This window comes from Paenarthrobacter sp. TE3676 (assembly GCF_056279165.1).
This window is the reverse complement of record NZ_JBWBQU010000007.1, coordinates 15,268-30,330: the sequence shown is the minus strand read 5'-3', so window position 1 is coordinate 30,330 and position 15,063 is coordinate 15,268. Positions and strand designations below refer to the sequence as shown.

Here is a 15,063-nt window from a genome sequence, read left to right as displayed (position 1 = left end):
ATGAAAATCGCAATCGTTGGAGGCGGCCCCGGTGGCCTGTACTTCGCAGCACTGATGAAGCAGCTGGACCCGTCGCACGACATCACTCTCTGGGAACGCAACGCTGCCAGCGACACCTTTGGCTTCGGCGTCGTATTTTCCGATGAGACGCTCGGTGGCATCGGCAACGCCGATCCCGTGGTGGCTGAATACATGAGCCGCCGCTTCGCCCGCTGGTCCGACATCGACATCCATTTCCGCGGCGAGATGATGACAGTCGGCGGCCAGGGCTTCGCTGCCATGAGCCGCAAGGAATTGCTGGAGCTGCTGCAACGTCGCTGCATCGAACTGAACGTTGACGTGCGGTTCAGCACCTTGGCCCCCGCCGTAGAGGAACTTGAAGCCAACTACGATCTGGTTCTTGCCGCGGACGGCATCAATTCGCAGATCCGTGCCAAGTACGCTGACTCGTTCAAGCCGAACCTGGACGCGCGGACCAACAAGTTCATGTGGCTGGGTACGGATCAGGTGTTCGAGGCCTTCAAATTCTTCGTGAAGGAAACCGAGTGGGGTGTCATGCAAATCCACGGGTACCCCTACTCGGATGAGGGTTCCACGTTCATCGTGGAAATGCACCAGGACGTGTGGCACGCGGCAGGTTTCGATGAGACGGCCAACGACGTCTTCCCTCCCGGCGTCTCGGATGAGAAGGCCATCGCCAAGATCCGCGAGATCTTCGCCGAGGAACTCAACGGCTACGAGGTCCTCACCAACAACTCCAAGTGGATCAACTTCACCACCGTCCGCAACGAAAACTGGCGCCACAACAACGTGGTGCTGTTGGGCGACGCCGCCCACACGGCCCACTTCTCCATCGGTTCCGGCACCAAGCTGGCCATGGAGGACTCGTTGGCACTGGCCGCTTGCCTGCACGAACACGCGGATGTGGAGTCCGCGCTGGCGGCGTATGAGGCTGAGCGCCGGCCCGTGGTCGCCTCCACCCAGCGCGCAGCCCAGGCTTCCCTTGAGTGGTTTGAGCGCATCGGCCAGTACAAGGACCAGGACCCCACCCAGTTCGCGTTCAACCTGCTGACCCGTAGCCGCCGCATCACACAGGAAAACCTGCGCCTCCGCGATCCTGAATTCGCAGACGCTGTGGACCGCGGCTTTGCCGAATCCCAGGGCCTCAACGAGGTGGCACCTGCCATGTTCCAGCCCTTCCGTATCGGCGAGCTGGAGCTGAAGAACCGCATTGTGGTCTCGCCGATGGACATGTACTCAGCTACGGACGGCGTTCCGGGCGACTTCCATAAGGTTCACCTGGGCTCCAAAGCACTCGGTGGCGCCGGTTTGGTCATGACCGAAATGGTCTGTGTTTCCGAAGCAGGCCGCATCACCCCCGGTTGCAGCGGCCTGTACACGGACGATCAGCGGGACAGCTGGAAGGAAATCGTGGACTTCGTGCACAGCCGTTCCACTGCCAGGATCGGCGCGCAGCTGGGCCACTCGGGTCGCAAGGGCTCTACCAAGCTCATGTGGGAAGGCATCGATCAGCCGCTCGAGTCAGGCAACTGGACCGCCGTCGGCCCTTCTGCCCTTCCCTACAGCCCGGAGAACCAGACCCCCGTGGAGTTGGATCGAGCCGGTATGGATGCCATCAAGGCGGAGTTCGTCGCTTCCACGGTCCGTGCCGATGAGGCCGGTTTCGACCTCCTGGAAATCCACGCCGCCCACGGCTACCTGCTGTCGTCCTTCCTTTCGCCGGTATCCAACAAGCGGACCGACGAATACGGCGGCAGCCTGGAGAACCGGTTGCGGTTCCCGCTGGAAGTGTTCGACGCCGTTCGCGCGGCATGGCCCGTCCACAAACCGGTGACGGTGCGCATCTCCGCAACGGACTGGATCGAGGGTGGCAACACCTCCGACGATTCGGTGTCCATCGCCAAGGCGTTCGTCGAGCACGGCGCTGCAGGCTTGGACGTTTCCACAGGCCAAGTGGCCAAGGAAGAGAAGCCCGCCTTCGGCCGCAGCTACCAGACCCCGTTCGCCGACCGCATCCGCCAGGAAGTTGCCGCACCGGCAGGCGTGGCCGTGATCGCCGTCGGTGCCATCTCCACTTACGACGACGTGAACTCCATCCTCCTCGCAGGCCGCGCGGACCTGATCGCCCTGGGCCGTACGCACCTTTACGACCCCCAGTGGACGCTGCACGCTGCAGCTGAACAGGAATACCAGGGCCCGGGCGCCCAGTGGATCCCGCAGTTCCGTGCCGGCCGCCGCAAGCCGCCGAGCTCGCGCACTGACGCCGTTCGCCCCCGCTTGTCTTTGCTCAAGGAAGCCGATATCCAAGAGGCCAACACCCACCTTCGCTGGACTCCTGAGTCCGCCGCCGCATCGGTTCTGGTGAAGTAGCCATGGCGACCGCACCCCTCAACACATGGAATGTGCCCAGGAAGACCACCGGACTGGTGTTGTTCTGCTGCTGGCTCGCGATCCTCGCCGAAGGCTATGACGTGGGCGTCCTCGGGGCCATCCTTCCTGCCCTTGCTGAGTACAAGGAATGGAACCTTAGCCCGTTGGCGCTCGGTGGACTCGGCTCATATGCCTTGATCGGCATGCTTATCGGCGCCCTGTTCATCGGCACCCTCAGCGACCTCGTGGGACGCAAGAAGATGCTCCTGGCTTCCATGGCAATCTTCACGCTCACCCAGGCTGGCGCCGCGTGGGCCCCGACGCCGGAGCTCTTCGGCCTGTTCAGGCTAATCGGTGGCCTGGGAATGGGCGGTGTCATCCCGGTGGCGGCGGCCCTGACCATTGAATACTCGGCACCGAACAAGCGTTCCTACAACTACGGCCTCATGTACTCCGGCTACTCGTTGGGCATTGTCGCCGCCGCTCTTGCCGCCCTGTTCGTCCTGCCCATGGGCGGTTGGCGTGCGGTCATCGCCATTGGTGCTGCGCCGGTAGTGCTGATTCCGATCATCTGGAAGTTCCTCCCGGAGTCCTTGGAATTCCTGGAATCAAAGGGCCGGAAGTCCGAAGCCAAGGCACTGGCCACCAAGCTGAACATCTCCAACTACACGCCGGTTGTTGCCGTGGCTCCCAAAGCAGGTGTGCAGGCTGATCCTTGGTGGAAGACCATCACCACCATGTCCTCGCGGAAGTACCTGCGCTCCACGGTGTTCTTCTGGATCTCGCTTTTCTGCGGCCTGGTCCTCGTCTATGGCCTGAACACGTGGCTGCCGAGCATCATGAAGAAGGCCGGCTACGACCTCGGCTCATCCTTGACCTTCCTCCTGGTCTTCAGCCTTGCTTCCGCGATCGGTGGCCTGCTCCTGGGCCGCGCCGCAGACAAGTACGGCAAGAAGCTCATCCTGGTGGTGTTCTACATCCTGGGCGGGCTGGGCATCATGCTGCTCGTCTTCCCCAACACCATGGTGGTCAACTTGCTGTTCGTGGCCTTCGCGGGTGTCGGATCCATCTCTACGTCCCTGGTCCTGACCGGCTACATCGCCGACTACTATCCGGCGAAGGTTCGTGGCACGGCAACGGGCTGGGCCCTGAGCTTCGCCCGCCTTGGTGCCATCTCCGGGCCCTTGATTGGTGGCTGGATCGCAGGCTCGAAGCTTCCCTTCGAGGCAAACTTTGCGATCTTCGCCGGCATCGCAGTACTGGCGGCCGGTGCTGTGGCGATGATTCCCAAGCCACAACCTGAGGTGCCGGTTGCCGCCGTCGACGTTGATCCTGACGACGTCGCCGTCAGCGCCCGCTAGGAGAATCGTGGATAGGTTTCCGGAGGCGTGCGTTGAGCGAACGGTGGAGTGGGTAGACACCGATGCCTCCGGACACCAGCACAACTCGGCGATCCTGCGCTGGGTTGAGGCTGCGGAAGCTGAGCTTTTCCGCTCGCTGGAGTTGCCGGATTACTTCCCCAGCGCTCCGCGGGTGCAGCAAGTTATCAATTACAAGGCGAAGCTGTGGTTCGGCCAGCGCATCACCGCCATGGTGAGGATTCACGCGCTCGGCCGGACCTCGCTGACCATGGCTTTCGATGTAACGTCCGACGCCGGTGAGGTCGCCGCGTACGGGACGGTCACCACGGTGCACGTCCCTAACGGCAGCACCGCTGCGCAGCCGTGGCCGGAACATCTGGTCCGCGCCGTAAAGGGTGTGCCGGCAGCCGAATAGCTCCGCCGAGATGGCAGTTGACACCAATGTTGAAGCCTGGGATTGGTGTCTACTGCCATCTCGGCGAGGAGTTTGTCTAGCGCAGGCCCTTAAGGATGTTCTTGGGTCGCTGCATCTCACCGTGCTTGGCACCCAGGATGATCACCCAGGCAGCGAACGCAGGAATGGCCCACTGGAGTGCTTTCAGCTGGGTTTGGGCGGCCTTCAACTCGTCCGATGCGCCGGCCTTCGGTTCCGTGGCGCCCACGGCGCCTTCGTCGGAGAGCTCATCCACCTTCTTGCCCACTACACCTGCATACAGGGTGACGGCTGCACCGGCCAAAGTCACCACTGTTTTGTAGATGGTGTTGGCGGCGACGCTGTCCTGCTTGGCGATCCGGCCTTTGTTTTCCCAAGCGATGGCCAGGTCGGCGGCCAGGTGTCCGGCGAAGGCTGCCGTCTGGACCGGGGCCCACTTACCCCAGCCTTTGCTTGAGAGGCGGGTTCGCTCGGTGGGGTCTTTGGCTTCCGCTGCGGCGCCGTTGAGTCCGATGGCCCCCATCAGCGAGCCGCCGAACCATGCTGCGGCGGTGAGGTCGTGAATGGACCGGGCTACAAGATTTCCTGCCATGATGTGGTTCCTATCGTTGATACGGAAAGGACTTTCTGAGGCCGTGTTAGCCTCGAAACAGCATGGTCCTATACTAAGCATGCTTACTAAGGTGCGGCCAGTCGGTGGAGCGATGCCTTGCGTTTACGCTTAGACCGTGGAGCAGCTCTGGGCGATTCTCGCGTGCACAATTCTCGGTTGTTTGGCCGTTTTCCAGGCTGCGTTGGCGGCTGGCGCGCCCCTAGGGCGGTTAGCTTGGGGTGGGCAGCATGACGTCCTGCCGCGGAAGTTGCGGGTGGGCAGCGTGGTCTCCGTCGTGCTCTACGCCTTGTTCGGCTACACGGCGTTGGCAAAAGCGGGTTTTGTGCCGCTCCTGGTCAGTGAAACCTTCACCGACATTTTCATGTGGGTACTTACCGCCTACTTCATTTTGGGCGTTGCCATGAATGCGATCTCCCGCAGTAAGCCCGAGCGGTTCGTGATGAGCCCGGTGGCGCTGGTTCTTGCAGTCCTCTTCTTGCTTCTTTCGCTTGGTTGATCCCGGACCCGGGAGCACGCGGCCCGCGACACTGCAGTTAACCCCGATGTTGCGCCCGAGCATGGGGGTTACCTGGCAACTCGGCGGGGACCAACACCGCACCTATGATGAACTGGACTGGCGCCGGAACTGCGGCGCGGAAATGAGGGCCTTTAGATGTTCGCCGTCCCGGCACCTCCGGTGCGCCACCAGCAACTGCTCGTCACGATTTTCGGTCTTTACGGCCGCAACGCGGGCGATGCGTTGCCGGTCTCTGCGCTGATTTCCATGCTGGGCTCGCTCGGTTACGACGCTCCGGGTGTGAGGTCGTCCGTCTCCAGGCTTAAGGCCAAGGGCGTACTGAAGAGTGTCCGCGAGGGCGGAATCGCCAAGTACAAGATCTCCGAGTCCGTCAGCGACGTGTTCCGTGAAGGTGACCGGCGGATCTTCGCACCGGAGCAGCCTGCGCCGGTGGATACCTGGGTGCTGGCCGTCTTCTCAGTGCCCGAATCCATGCGCAACCGCAGGCACCAGCTGCGGTCCGCGCTGCTGGGACTTGGGTTTGGTTCCGTGGCCAACGGTGTGTGGATCGCCCCCGCACACAAACTGGAGCAAGCCCGGGAACGCCTTACCGCGAGCGGGTTGATCGAGTTCGTTGATCTTTTCCGGAGCGACTACGTGTTCGACGGGCCCATGCGGCCCAAAATATCTGAGTGGTGGGACCTCAAGGAACTCGATCAGCAGTTCACCGAGTTCCTCGAGATATACAAGGGTGCTGAGCAGCAATGGACCGAGCAGGTGGGCGATGATCCGGAAGCTGCCCTGGCTGCGTCCACCGAAGAGCTGCGACGCGACGCATTCCGCTTTTACATTCCCATGCTCACCATGTGGCGTAAGTTCCCCTACCGGGACCCGAACCTCCCCACCGACTACCTTCCGCCCGAATGGCACGGACCAGCAGTGCGCAAGACCTTCCTGGCCGTACACCGCTTGGCGGCACCCCTTGCAGCGGCCCACGCACATGAGGTCATTGCTGAGGCCTTGAACCCGGCCGCAGCCTGAACCCTGAGGTCTTGCACGCGGCGGACTGGGCCTTGGGGTGGTTCTCTTACTCGTTGATGCGGGGGGCGTCGATGATGCCGAACACTTCCCCCTGTGGCGCTTGAATGATGGCCATACGCCCCAGGGGACTCTCCGTTACGGGCAGTAGAAGGGTGGAGCCGAGCTCCACTGCCCGTTCCGCAGTGCCTTGGACGTAGTCGCTGGCAAACCAGGTCAACCAATAGTTAGGGGAGGCATCGGGGATGTCGTCGTCATGCTGGATTCCTCCCACTTCCCGGCCGTCCAGCGGCCTGCGCAGCGTGGAGTAGACAAAGCCGTCCTCGCTGGCGTCCTGGTAGCTGACGTCGAAGACCTCAGAGTAGAAGGACCTGGCAGCGGTGAAGTCGCGGGTGTGGAGCTCGTTCCAGCACAAGGAGCCGTGTTCATTGACGCGTTCCGCCCCGATATGGGTGCCGGCCTGCCAGATACCGAAGGCCGTGCCCGCGGTGTCGACGGCCAAGGCCATGCGGCCGGATTCCATGACATCGAACGGAGGTGCGATCATTTCTCCGCCGGCCGCGCTGATTTTCCTGGCAGTAAGGTCGACATTGTCTGACGCCAGGAACGTGGTCCACACGGTGGGCATGCCCGGTGCCTGCTTCGGCCCCACACCAGCGACGGCGCGCCCGCCAAGGTGTGCCAGCAGGTACTCCCCGGCGTCCTGGCCGCCGGCTACGAATTCCCAGCCGAAGAGATCCGCGTAAAAGGCTTTCGCGGTTGCGAGGTTGTCCACGCCCAAGTCCACCCACATGGGCGTCGCTGCCGGCCAGCTCGAGATTTTGGTGGACATGGGACTCCTCGGGGTAGGGCTCTTAGGGGGTGGCTGACTCCCCGAATGCCCGATGCGCCAGGCGTCCGGAGAGACAGCCACTATAAAGTGCGCCGACGTCCCGATTCGTGACACGATTTCGACCCCGGAATTTGAGCAAGCCCTAAACCGCTGACCCCAAAGACGGCAGCCCCGCATGGGCGGCGGGAAAGCGAAAGCCGCCCTCCCGCCGTCGTGCGTTTCCCGTTAGACCGTGCGCGTTGCCTTGGCGAGGTTCTCGCGGAGTTCGTCCGCGTTCTGCCGGATGACGTAGGCCGGGCGGTCGCGTTCAACGCGCCAGCTGTCCTCCAGCGGGCCGACGTTGACGGTGTCGAAGCCGAACTCGTCGTAGAGCTTGGTGACAAGCCCGGCTGCTTCCGGGAAATCACTCGAGGTGGCCAGGGCGCGACGGTTGGCGCTGCCTGCGGGGGCGCCGTCCGTGGTGATGTCCTTGGCAAAGATGTGATTGAAACCTTTGGCCACTTTGGAGGTTGGGAGGTGCTTCTGGAGCAAGCCGGAGGTGGTGGCTTCTCCGTTATCCAGCTCGGGAATGCGGCCGTCGCGCTCCCAGTAGTAGTTGTTGGTGTCGATGACGATCTTGCCCTCGAGCGGCTCCGTCGGGATGTCCCTGTAGTTCTTGAGGGGAACGGTCACGACGGCGAAATCACCCGCCGCTGCTGCTTCGGCTGCCGTCGCAGCCCGGGCGCGCGGCCCCAGCTCCGCCACCAGCCCGCTCAGGGTCTCGGGGCCCCGTGAGTTGCTGATGACGACGTCATAGCCAAGTTCCACTGCTTTGCGGGCGACTTGGCTGCCAATGTGTCCTGCACCGATGATTCCGATTGTTGTCATGATCTTGCAAACGACAAGTTGCAGACGCCTCATTCCCGCGTTACGCAATATTTCTGAGAGGTTTATACTAAGTAGTCTTACTATGCTGGTTGGCATCGAAGACGAGGAGGTAGGGATGGCCGGGCATTTGGAACTGGTTGAAACGCCTGACGGGGAATTTCGGATTTTGATGGTGGACGGCGACGACGTGTTGATGGGTCTCTCCAAGCGGTTTGCCTCAGTGGATGAGGCCGTGGAGGGAGTTGCTGCCATCAGGGAGGTGGCGGGGACGGGACTCCTTCGCACCTCGACGGCGGAGCGATATGCCGTGCTGATGTTGGAGGAACCTGTGATTGATTCTGCGCTGGCAGCGCAGGGTGTGCACGGTGCACAAGCCCGGACGAAGGTGGTCAACTGTGGCAGCTGATAAGACGACTCAGAAGAAGCGCGGTGTTCTTTTCGATGTTGATGGAACGCTGATCGATTCGAGCTACTTCCACGCCATGGCTTGGTGGCAGGCGTTCCGACGCGAAGGGTTGGACATCGAGATGTCCGCCATTCATCGTCGAGTAGGCATGGGTGGGGACCGGCTCATCCAGAGCCTTGTACCGGACTGCTCAGCGGATATGCAGGAAAATCTGAAGTCTGCGCATGGTGCTGTCTTCTCAACGTTTTGGCCGACTCTGCGTACCTTCGAGTCGGTTCGGGACCTTCTGGCCGCGTGCTCCGACGCTGGATTGGCGGTGGGCTTGGCCTCCTCGGCCCAGGAGCGCGACCTGGAAGTGAGCAGGCACCTCCTGGACGCCGGATCTTCCATCGATGCGTGGACCAGTTCCAATGACGCCAAGGAGAGCAAGCCCGCGCCGGACATTCTTGAGGCGTGCTTGGAGAAGCTTGGGCTTAGCCCGGAGGATGTGGTGTTTGTTGGGGACGCGGTATGGGACGTGAAGGCCGGCAGTGCCATTGGCATTCCCGTCATCGCGCTGACCTGCGGTGGAATCAGTGAAGCCGAACTGCGGGACGCAGGTGCCGCGGAAGTCTATGACAATCCACGGCACCTGCTGGAGAACCTGGAGAGCAGCATGATCGGCAAGTTGATGGCTGGTTCGCGGGACGCCTAATGGCTGCTATCGGTGCATCTAGCGCGGCTCGTCGCTGATTCCTTTGTCCCGTCCGCGCCGGTTCCGCAGGGTCCAAATGATCAAAGCGATGATGATGGCTGCCGCAACGCCCGCCAGAATCCATGGAACGACGTCGGTGCGGGTTTGCTCCTGTTGTTCGGTCTCGCTGGTGCCCGGATTGGCAGGTCCGGTGCCGGCGGGATTCGAGACGTCAGTGGTCGGCTCCGCGGTGGGCGTGGCCGTGGAAGGCCCGGAGGGATTGCTGGGTTCCGGCGATGGAGTGGTGGTGGCAGCTACGCTGCCCTGCGCGCCGCCTGCTGCGTTGGCTACAACGGCAGTGGAAAGCATGGACCCGGCGAAGAGGGTCAAAGCAAGGGTGGTCATGGCTAATCTGCGAAGCATCATTCCTCCTGGGTTACTAGCATGATTCCTCATATAGTAAGCATACTGACTAAGCCCTGGTTGTGGATGCTTTTAGCGGGCGCCGCCGGCAGTGGATCCGGAGCGGCACCCGCGGGCGCCTTAACGCGTGAGCTTGGCGGAATCCGGTTCCTGGTCGCCGATGTGGCCCGGCGCGTTGGCAGCGAGGACGCGCTGGACGAACGCACTGTACTCCTCCATGTAGTGTCGCAACAGCCCGGCCGTTCCTTCGTCCTTAACTGAACCGTCGTCGTCGTACGCGTCTGCGACGAAGCGGATATACGCCTCAGGTGCGTTCAACTGCGGCGCGTCCAGGAAGCTCAAAACGCTGCGCATGGACGACTGCATCACCGCTGTCCCGATACCGCCCGGCGATGCGCCGATGATTCCGGTGGGCTTGCGCGCGAACGAGTTGCTGCCCCACGGGCGCGAACCCCAGTCGATGGCATTTTTCAGGGCGCCTGGAATGGAGCGGTTGTACTCGGGGGAGACGAAAAGGATGCCGTCAGATGCGGCGATGGCATCCTTCAATTCGCGGCCTGCAGGCGGGAAGTCAGCGTCGTAGTCCGCGCTGTACAGAGGGAGGTCCTTGATGGCGATTTCATGGAACTCGAGTTCCGGCGGTGCGACGCTGATGAGGGCCTTGGAGAGGACCCGATTGATGGAATTGCTTGCCAGGCTTCCGACGAAATAACCGATTTTGAAGGTGTCCATAGCGGCTTTCCTTTCCGACGGCACGGCCGGAACCGGCTCGTCGACGGTGTGGTGGCTGGTTGCCCCCAGCTTCCACCGACCCTAGTTGACTTATGCACATAGCGCAGCCCCTACTCCCGCCGGGACCTTTGCGGTCATAGACTCATGCCAACTGAGTTCTGGAGAGTTCCGGAAGAGGGGTGACGGGTGAAAGCAGGCATAGCGCGTGAGACGCTCGATGGCGAGCGACGTGTTGCCGCAACGCCGGAAACGGTGAAGCAACTGGTGGCTTTGGGCCTTGAGGTCGACATCGAGTCCGGCGCGGGGATGGCGTCCGGCCATAGCGACGACGACTACCGGGCGGCCGGCGCCGCTGTGGTGCAGTCATTGGTTCTCGGATCGCTGGATGTTTACTGCCACGTGCGTCCCATGGAACCGTCGACGGCGGGAGCTCTCCGCCGCGGTACGGTCACCGCCGGTTTGGGGTCACCGTCCTCGGAGTTGCCCACTGTGCGGGCGCTCGCCGCTGGAGGAATCACCTCCTTTGCACTGGAACTGGTTCCGCGTATATCGCGTGCCCAGTCCATGGATGCGCTCACCTCGCAGGCACTGGTGGCCGGCTATCGCTGTGTCCTCGAGGCGGCCATGCGGCTCCCACGCTTCTTCCCGCTGTATATGACGGCAGCAGGGACCATTCCGCCCGCCCGCGTGTTGGTGCTCGGCGCTGGAGTGGCTGGTTTGCAGGCAATCGGAACCGCCAAGAGGCTCGGGGCCCGGGTTTCCGCCAACGATATCCGTCCGGCCTCGGCTGACGAAGTGGCATCCATGGGAGGAACGTTCATCAGGCTGGACCTGGAGACCGCCGAGGCATCCGGCGGGTACGCGCGGGAACTTAGCGCGGACCGGGGTGCCCTGCAGCGAGCCCTTTTGACGCCACACGTGGCCCAGGCCGATGTCCTGATCACCACCGCCGCGGTACCCGGGAGGCGCGCTCCGCTTCTGGTAACCCGCGAGATGGTGCAAGGGATGCGCCCGGGATCCGTGGTGGTGGACCTGGCTGCCGAATCCGGCGGCAACGTGGAGGGCAGCATCCCCGGCCAGGACATCCCCATCCCTACCGGCGACGGTCAGGGTGTGGTGACACTGGTGGGAATCAAGGACCCTGCCTCGGCGATGCCCGCTGACGCCTCGCGCTTGTACGCCAAGAATGTGTCCAACCTTTTGGCCCTGATGACGCAGGACGGCGTTGTTGCTCCGGACTTTGAGGATGAAGTTGTTGCCGGCACGTGCCTCACCCACGACGGCCAAGTCCGGCACGCACCAACTGCGGAAGCATTGGCGTCGCTCTCAGGGGAGACTGCCCCCTTTGGCAGCGGTCATGCCGGCACTTTCCCAACAGGAAATTCCGGCAGTGAAGGAGTGCGCTGATGGACGGCATGAGCCTGCTGACGATTACTGTCTTGGCGGTGTTTGTGGGTTTTGAGGTGGTTTCCAAGGTCTCCAGCACCCTGCACACGCCGCTCATGTCAGGGGCCAACGCCATCCACGGCATCATCCTGGTGGGCGCCATCATCGTGGCCGGACAGGCCGCTGACCCGTGGGTGTTGGCGGTCGCCCTGCTGGCTGTCGTCCTTGCCACGGCCAACCTCGTGGGCGGGTTTGTGGTGACCGACCGCATGCTGGAGATGTTCCGCGGAAGGCAACGGCCGCCGTCGAACGCTGGCTCCGGCGGTTCCGTCGCTCCCGGTGGCTCTGGAGGTCATGCCGCCGTGGAGCCGTTCGATAAGGAGCGCCGGCAATGACGTTGCTCAATCCCACCTGGACGGCACTCCTGTACCTGGCCGCCGCGGCCTGTTTCATCCTCGCCCTGAAGGGATTGAATTCGCCAAAGACTGCACGGCGCGGCAACCTGATCGGAGCATTAGGCGCCCTGCTGGGTGTGGCGACGGTGTTCGTATCGGTGAAGCTGGACAACATTCCCTGGATTCTTGGAGCCATAGCTGTGGGCTCGGGTGTTGCTGCGCCTGTGGCCCGTCGCGTGCAAATGACTCAGATGCCGCAGCTCGTCGCACTCTTCAACGGTGTGGGTGGTGGCGCTGCGGCGCTGGTTGCTCTGCTGGAACTCTCCCACGCGGACGATCCGTGGGTTCGGCTGGCAATTGTCTTCACATTGCTGGTGGGTGCGGTGTCCTTCGCCGGCTCCGGTGTCACCTTCGCCAAACTTCAGGGGCTCATGACCACCCGGCCCGTGACCTTCCCTGGCTTGCCCGCACTGATGGCAGTAGTGCTGCTGGCCGCCGTGGGAGCGGGCGTCGTGGTGATCCTGAATGGCTCGTTGGTGTTGGCGCTGCTGCTGCTGCTGTTGGGATTGGTTGCCGGAGTCCTGTTGGTGCTTCCTGTGGGTGGGGCTGACGTGCCGATTGTCATTTCGCTTCTGAATGCCTTCACAGGGCTGGCCGTCGCGGCGTCTGGATTGGTATTGGGCAATGTCCTCCTTGTCGTGGCCGGCACGCTGGTGGGAGCTTCCGGCACCATCCTCACCCGTGCCATGGCTGCCGCGATGGGACGCAGCGTTGCTGGCATCATGTTCGGGGCCTTCAAGGGTGGGTCCACGGCCGGATCCACTGCCGTGAGCGAGCGGCCAGTGCGTTCCTCCAGTGCGGAGGACGTGGCAGTACTTCTCGGGTACGCGCAGCGGGTGATCATCGTCCCCGGCTATGGCCTTGCAGTCGCCCAGGGCCAGCACACCGCCGCAGAGCTTGCCCTTGCCTTGGAAGCCCGCGGTATTGACGTGGACTTCGCCATCCATCCTGTGGCTGGGCGCATGCCCGGCCATATGAACGTGCTGCTCGCGGAGGCCAATGTACCGTACGAGTCGCTGAAGGAAATGAGTGACATCAACTCAGAGTTCAAGACCACCGATGTGGCCTTGGTGGTGGGCGCCAACGATGTTGTGAATCCCGCAGCAAAGACCACCTCGGGATCGCCCATCTACGGAATGCCTATCCTGGAGGTCGCCGACGCCCGGCAAGTGGTGTTCCTCAAACGCTCCATGCGTCCCGGGTTCGCCGGGATTGAGAATGAACTGTTGTACGAACCGCAGACCACCCTGTTGTTCGGCGATGCGAAGGATTCGCTGACCAAGGTTCTGGGGGCCGTCAAAGCGCTCTAAGACCGACGACTCGGCCGGATACTTGCTGGCGTCAAAGACCTTTCGAACAATCAGGTGGGGTCCTATGCTGAACCGTATGAGCTGCCCTGCCCATGCCGAACCGCCACATTCAACGAGGTTGCGCCATGACCGTGAAACTCAACAAGAAGGCTTTTGACCACGCGAAGCATCTGATCCGCGACGGCAAGGTGGTCAAGGACACCCGCGATGACTGGAGCGAGCACGCCCCCAGCGCCAAGGATGAGAGTGCATTTTTGGACAAACATGGGCACTCGGAGTACTCCAAGTGGTTCCTCGGAGTGGACGACGATCACCCGGACGACCAAAAGGGCCACTACAAATTCCCCATCGGTGACTTCAAGAAGATCCACCGATGCGGTGTGATCTCCGCCGAGAGCAGGGCCGGACAGTACGACTACGACGACATTCGTGATGCCTTGGGGAAGCTGCTCGAAAAGATCGACGAGGACTAAACCCCCTCGCCAGCTCATCTATTCGGCCGTCATATCTTTGGACGGCTAACATCGCGGACCCCGAGCGCACCTTGGCAATGACGCCATCTTCTTGAGGCACCGCGTGCTGAACTGAAGTTGCCGGCCGCCCTCAGTTGGTGGATGGCTGGTGTGCGGGACTGTGCGCCAGGATTTCCGCGAGCTCGGCCAACCTATGCGCGCGCGCCGATTCTGCGGGCGAAAATGGCTCGCCGGGTCGGGAAAAGACCAGCGGCCCGTGCCACGCCGTCGGGATTTTGAGGATGTCAGGTGAAGGCCCGACGACGGCAGTCGCCTCGTGTCCGTGGCGATCAGGATTCATCGGAACTACTTTTGCGGACAGGAGTTCGGCTACCGCATGCGGAAGTTCCTTGGGGTTCCCGGCGATGCGGGTGGCGAGGCTCAGGGCCTTGGTTTGGCCGTCGGCCATGGCCAAAGCCGTGGTGGGCCAAACGTGGGACTCATGCCCACCGCCGTCGTGCAGTGCTTTCAGCAGTTCCGGCTCGGTGACGTCGCCGGGCGTGGAGAGAACGAACTCATCCATCACGCGCTCACTGTGGCCGGTGGCGGCGGAACTGGTTACGGTCATCGGGTGAACGTGGAGGCTAAGGATGTTGGCGTCCAACTTAGCGAGGGACTGGGTCAGCTTCTGCAAGGACCCTGATTGGTCCAGCAGCACTGTTCGCGCACGCCAGAGGGCAGGAGCGAGGTGCAGTTTGTGCCGCTGGCGGAGAGCCGGAGCATGCAACCAGCGCCGCAGAACCTTGGCGGCTGACGGTTCGGTCACCCAAATGACCAGCACCGTGGCGGTGACGGCCAGTAGCAGGACCTTGGCCACGTACGGCAGATGGGTTCCGACCACTGCTGCATGAACCAGCAATTCAATGGGAAGCATGACCGCGATGTTCGCGAGGGTAAGCCGGGCCTTGGGGGCTTCGGGCAACTGGCCGCAGACATCACAGAGTAGATCCGCGGTGACGGGAGTGCTCGGATTGGGCTTCATGGTTTCATGCTGCCCTGCCACTGTTTCGAGCCCGTTGCCTTCGCGTCACGTTCCGGGGACGTGCCGGTGAACGTGAATGAACCCGGCGTTCCCGCGGAGAGAACGCCGGGCTCAGGCCAAGCAACTGGGACAGCGCTCGCGACGAGCGGTCGG

Annotated in this window: 17 protein-coding genes; 11 read left to right on the top strand and 6 right to left on the bottom strand. The window is 62.6% G+C overall.

The features are described 5' to 3' along the window. Genes ACZ881_RS16590 through ACZ881_RS16580 form a run of 3 tightly spaced genes read left to right on the top strand, consistent with a single transcriptional unit; the run spans position 1 to position 4,167 of the window. Positions 1-2,391: a bifunctional salicylyl-CoA 5-hydroxylase/oxidoreductase gene (locus ACZ881_RS16590; protein WP_476117097.1), complete on the top strand. Its 2,391-nt coding sequence runs from the start codon at positions 1-3 to the stop codon at positions 2,389-2,391. 2 nt (positions 2,392-2,393) lie between these two features. Next, positions 2,394-3,752, top strand: a complete 1,359-nt coding sequence (locus ACZ881_RS16585; protein ID WP_476117095.1) for an MFS transporter — start codon at positions 2,394-2,396, stop codon at positions 3,750-3,752. Positions 3,753-3,759: 7 nt separating this feature from the next. Continuing rightward, positions 3,760-4,167 (top strand): acyl-CoA thioesterase, encoded by a 408-nt coding sequence (locus ACZ881_RS16580; protein ID WP_476117093.1) that lies wholly within the window; start codon positions 3,760-3,762, stop codon positions 4,165-4,167. Between the two features lie 76 nt (positions 4,168-4,243). On the opposite strand, the gene ACZ881_RS16575 is transcribed toward ACZ881_RS16580, so the two are convergent. Further along, positions 4,244-4,777: an ABC transporter permease family protein gene (locus tag ACZ881_RS16575; protein WP_091463952.1), complete on the bottom strand. Its 534-nt coding sequence runs from the start codon at positions 4,775-4,777 to the stop codon at positions 4,244-4,246. Positions 4,778-4,913: 136 nt separating this feature from the next. On the opposite strand from ACZ881_RS16575, the gene ACZ881_RS16570 reads away from it, so the two are divergent. Continuing rightward, the gene (locus ACZ881_RS16570) at positions 4,914-5,294 is read left to right on the top strand and encodes a hypothetical protein (protein WP_476117090.1); all 381 of its coding nucleotides are present in this window, start codon (positions 4,914-4,916) and stop codon (positions 5,292-5,294) included. Between the two features lie 156 nt (positions 5,295-5,450). Then, complete coding sequence (locus ACZ881_RS16565) at positions 5,451-6,335, top strand: PaaX family transcriptional regulator (protein WP_476117088.1); 885 nt, start codon at positions 5,451-5,453, stop codon at positions 6,333-6,335. Between the two features lie 46 nt (positions 6,336-6,381). On the opposite strand, the gene ACZ881_RS16560 is transcribed toward ACZ881_RS16565, so the two are convergent. Together ACZ881_RS16560 and ACZ881_RS16555 are read right to left on the bottom strand one after the other, a co-directional pair. Beyond that, entirely contained in the window at positions 6,382-7,164 is a 783-nt protein-coding gene (locus tag ACZ881_RS16560) for a VOC family protein (RefSeq protein ID WP_476117086.1), read from the bottom strand. A 225-nt stretch (positions 7,165-7,389) separates the two neighbouring features. Next, positions 7,390-8,031, bottom strand: coding sequence for an NADPH-dependent F420 reductase (locus ACZ881_RS16555; RefSeq protein WP_178994464.1), 642 nt, complete (start codon positions 8,029-8,031; stop codon positions 7,390-7,392). 82 nt (positions 8,032-8,113) lie between these two features. Between ACZ881_RS16555 and ACZ881_RS16550 the strand changes: the two genes are divergently transcribed. Next, positions 8,114-8,437 (top strand): hypothetical protein, encoded by a 324-nt coding sequence (locus ACZ881_RS16550; RefSeq protein ID WP_256871494.1) that lies wholly within the window; start codon positions 8,114-8,116, stop codon positions 8,435-8,437. Next, on the top strand, positions 8,427-9,131 hold the full coding sequence (locus tag ACZ881_RS16545; RefSeq protein WP_476117083.1) for an HAD family hydrolase: 705 nt from the start codon (positions 8,427-8,429) through the stop codon (positions 9,129-9,131). The genes ACZ881_RS16550 and ACZ881_RS16545 overlap by 11 nt, the downstream gene beginning before the upstream one ends. Positions 9,132-9,149: 18 nt before the next feature. On the opposite strand, the gene ACZ881_RS16540 is transcribed toward ACZ881_RS16545, so the two are convergent. Both ACZ881_RS16540 and ACZ881_RS16535 read right to left on the bottom strand, forming a co-directional pair. After that, positions 9,150-9,515: a hypothetical protein gene (locus ACZ881_RS16540; protein WP_476117081.1), complete on the bottom strand. Its 366-nt coding sequence runs from the start codon at positions 9,513-9,515 to the stop codon at positions 9,150-9,152. A 138-nt stretch (positions 9,516-9,653) separates the two neighbouring features. Then, the gene (locus tag ACZ881_RS16535) at positions 9,654-10,265 is read right to left on the bottom strand and encodes an NADPH-dependent FMN reductase (RefSeq protein WP_091463944.1); all 612 of its coding nucleotides are present in this window, start codon (positions 10,263-10,265) and stop codon (positions 9,654-9,656) included. A gap of 186 nt (positions 10,266-10,451) precedes the next feature. Between ACZ881_RS16535 and ACZ881_RS16530 the strand changes: the two genes are divergently transcribed. The 4 genes from ACZ881_RS16530 to ACZ881_RS16515 all read left to right on the top strand — a co-directional run bounded on the left by ACZ881_RS16530 (position 10,452) and on the right by ACZ881_RS16515 (position 13,889). Beyond that, positions 10,452-11,672 (top strand): Re/Si-specific NAD(P)(+) transhydrogenase subunit alpha, encoded by a 1,221-nt coding sequence (locus ACZ881_RS16530; protein ID WP_476117078.1) that lies wholly within the window; start codon positions 10,452-10,454, stop codon positions 11,670-11,672. Beyond that, a complete protein-coding gene (locus ACZ881_RS16525; protein ID WP_476117077.1) occupies positions 11,672-12,046 on the top strand; it encodes an NAD(P) transhydrogenase subunit alpha part 2 in 375 nt (124 codons plus the stop codon). The genes ACZ881_RS16530 and ACZ881_RS16525 overlap by 1 nt, the downstream gene beginning before the upstream one ends. Next, complete coding sequence (locus ACZ881_RS16520) at positions 12,043-13,416, top strand: NAD(P)(+) transhydrogenase (Re/Si-specific) subunit beta (protein ID WP_476117075.1); 1,374 nt, start codon at positions 12,043-12,045, stop codon at positions 13,414-13,416. The genes ACZ881_RS16525 and ACZ881_RS16520 overlap by 4 nt, the downstream gene beginning before the upstream one ends. A gap of 125 nt (positions 13,417-13,541) precedes the next feature. Beyond that, positions 13,542-13,889, top strand: coding sequence for a hypothetical protein (locus ACZ881_RS16515; RefSeq protein ID WP_178994456.1), 348 nt, complete (start codon positions 13,542-13,544; stop codon positions 13,887-13,889). 130 nt (positions 13,890-14,019) lie between these two features. Here the strand turns inward: ACZ881_RS16515 and ACZ881_RS16510 are convergent, their stop codons facing one another. Then, a complete protein-coding gene (locus ACZ881_RS16510; RefSeq protein WP_476117072.1) occupies positions 14,020-14,910 on the bottom strand; it encodes an amino acid-binding protein in 891 nt (296 codons plus the stop codon). Positions 14,911-15,063 lie beyond the last annotated feature (153 nt).